This window comes from Mesorhizobium sp. M5C.F.Ca.IN.020.32.2.1 (assembly GCF_004023105.1).
Taxonomy (GTDB): Bacteria; Pseudomonadota; Alphaproteobacteria; order Rhizobiales; family Rhizobiaceae; genus Mesorhizobium; species Mesorhizobium wenxiniae.
On the sequence record NZ_RZSX01000832.1, the window covers coordinates 1 to 2,756 of the forward strand.

The 2,756-nt window shown below is 64.3% G+C and carries 2 protein-coding genes and 1 pseudogene; all 3 read right to left on the reverse strand.

Annotated features, from left to right (window positions below; genetic code table 11):
• Positions 1-426 (reverse strand): annotated as a pseudogene (locus EOA86_RS29535) (urocanate hydratase); the annotation flags it as partial.
• 39 nt (positions 427-465) lie between these two features.
• Positions 466-1,287 carry an N-formylglutamate deformylase gene (gene hutG / locus EOA86_RS29540; RefSeq protein ID WP_127212512.1) on the reverse strand — a complete coding sequence of 274 codons (822 nt, stop codon included), beginning with the start codon at positions 1,285-1,287 and terminating at the stop codon, positions 466-468.
• Positions 1,284-2,756: histidine ammonia-lyase (gene hutH / locus EOA86_RS29545; protein ID WP_128344882.1), on the reverse strand; the 1,473-nt coding region annotated here is incomplete at its 5' end. The genes hutH and hutG, both read right to left, overlap by 4 nt.

Sequence of the window (2,756 nt, forward strand, 5' to 3'; positions counted from 1 at the left end):
TTGCGTGCCGATGTAGATCCATGAGCCGGCCGTCATCTGGCCGTACATCATCAGGCCTTTCTTATCGAGCTCGTTGAATTTCTCCCATGTCGCCCAGTGCGGCACGAGGTTGGAATTGGCGATCAGCACGCGCGGCGCATCGGTGTGAGTCCGGAACACGCCGACCGGCTTGCCGGACTGCACCAGAAGCGTCTCGTCATCTCCAAGCGTCTTCAGCGAGGCGACGATGCGATCAAAGTCGTTCCAGGTACGCGCCGCCCGGCCGATGCCGCCATAGACGACCAGTTCGTTGGGGTTTTCGGCGACGTCGGGATCGAGATTGTTCATCAGCATGCGCAACGGCGCTTCCGTCAGCCATGAGCGGGCATTGAGCTCGCTGCCGCGTGGGCTGCGGACTTCGCGGATGTTATGACGAGGATCGGTCATGGCGTCACTTTCCTTTCGAATGAGCTGCGCGGCGGAGCGTCAGCGCCCGGCCCAGGCAATCGCGCTTTCCAGGATCCGCCTCAGCGTGGCGCGGATCGGCGCGGCGAATGCGGGGTCATAAGGCACCGGCCAATTGCCGGGCGTCCCCTTGCCCTCGGGCTCGCGCATATAGCCGCGGTTGGACAGTTCCATCTGCAGCGCGTGGACGTTGTTCTGCGGCTGGCCGAAATGGCGCGTGATCCAGCCACCCTTGAAGCGGCCATTTACAACGTATGTCTCGCCGGTTCCGGCGAGGATCTCTTCGACCATCGCCTGCAAGGCCGGATCGGCGCTCTTGCCGTCATTGGTGCCGAGATTGAACACCGGCAGCGTCCCCTCGAACAGCCGCGGCAGCACCGAGCGGATCGAGTGGCAGTCATAGACCACGGCCCTGCCATGAGCGCCCTTTATCCGCGCAACTTCTCCAGCAATTGCGCTGTGATACGGATAAAAAAAGCGACGGCTCCGATGCTCTGTCTCTTCAGCGTCTGGTTCCAAGCCGGGGCGATAGAGCGGATCGCCGTCAAACGTCTCCGTTGGGCAGAGACCGGTAGTGGTTTGGCCGGGATACAGAGAAACACCTGACGGATCGCGATTGACGTCGATGACGCTGCGCGAGATCGACGTCCGAACAACGCTGGCGCCAAGATCGGCCGCAAAGTCATAGAGTTGTTCGATCCACCAGTCCGTGTCGCGATGTGCAAGCCACGGCGAAACGAACCGATCTTCCAAACCAGCCAGATCGGTGCCGGTATGCGGCAAGCTGACAAGCAGCGGCTTGGTTCCCTCATGGACGGTAAGCCAATCGCGCTCGTTCATCATGCGGCTCCAGAAATCGCCGGCAGCGCCACCGCGCTCGCCGCCCTCACCGCCGCGCCGCTGCGCACCATAGCGATGGCTTTTTCCATGTCGGGATGGAAATGCCGGTCATTGTCGAGATGCGGCACCTCGGCCCTGACCAGCCTGCGCACCGCTTCGAGCGGCGCGCTCGATGCCAGCGGCGCATGGAAATCGCAGCCTTGCGCAGCGGCCAGCAATTCGATGCCGATGACGGCCGTCGCATTCTCGACCATGCCGATCAACCGGCGCGCGCCATGCGCTGCCATCGAGACGTGGTCTTCCTGATTAGCCGAGGTCGGGATCGAATCAACGCTGGCCGGATAAGCCTTCTGCTTGTTTTCCGAGACGAGTGCTGCCGCCGTCACCTGCGGGATCATGAAGCCGGAATTCAAGCCGGGCTTCGGTGTCAGGAAAGCCGGCATGCCCGACAGCGCCGGGTCGACCAGCATGGCAATGCGCCGCTCCGACAGCGAACCGATCTCGCAGACGGCGAGCGCGATCATGTCAGCAGCGAAGGCCACAGGCTCGGCGTGGAAATTGCCGCCGGAAAGCGCAGTGTCGTCCTCGGCGAAGATCAGCGGATTGTCGGTGACGCCGTTGGCCTCGGTGCCCAGCGTGTCGGCGGCCTGGCGCAGCACGCTGAGCGCCGCGCCCATCACCTGCGGCTGGCAGCGGAGGCAGTACGGATCCTGCACCCGCTCGTCGCCGAGGCGATGCGATTCGCGAATGGCGCTGCCGGCCATCAGGTTGCGCAGCGCCTCTGCCGTCTCGATCTGGCCGGGATGCTTCCTGAGCAGATGGATGCGCGGATCGAAGGGGGCGTCGGAGCCCTTGGCGGCATCGGTCGAAAGCGCGCCGGCCACCAGCGCCGACTGATAAAGCACTTCAGCGTCGAACAGGGCGGCCAATGCATAGGCGGTCGAGAACTGCGTTCCGTTGAGCAGCGCCAACCCCTCCTTGGCGCCAAGCGTGACCGGCTCCAGCCCGTGTGAGACAAAAGCGACCTTGGCCGGAAACCGGCCATGCGGGGTAAAGCACTCGCCGACGCCGATCATCACCGCCGTCATGTGCGACAGCGGCGCAAGGTCGCCGGATGCGCCGACCGAGCCTTGCGCCGGCACCACCGGAATGACGTCGTTGGCCAACATCGCCTCCAGCAATTCGATGGTGTGTGGCCGAACGCCGGAGGCGCCCTGCGCCAGGCTGGCAAGCTTCAGTGCTATCATGAGCCGGCAAACAGCGACCGGCATCGGTTCGCCGACGCCGGCGGCATGCGACAGCACGATGTTGCGCTGGAGCGTCTCGAGGTCGGCGGGGGGAATGCGGACGCTGGCCAATTTGCCGAAACCGGTGTTGATGCCATAGACCGGCTCACCCCTGGCGACGATCCGCGCAACCGCCTCGGCGCTCGCCCTAATCTTCGGCCGGCAGGCAGCGTCCAGCTTCGGCAC

Bases quoted from the DNA above. Each gene is read 5' to 3' on its own strand.
- hutG (WP_127212512.1), bottom strand. From the start codon at position 1,287: ATGATGAACGAGCGCGATTGGCTTACCGTCCATGAGGGAACCAAGCCG.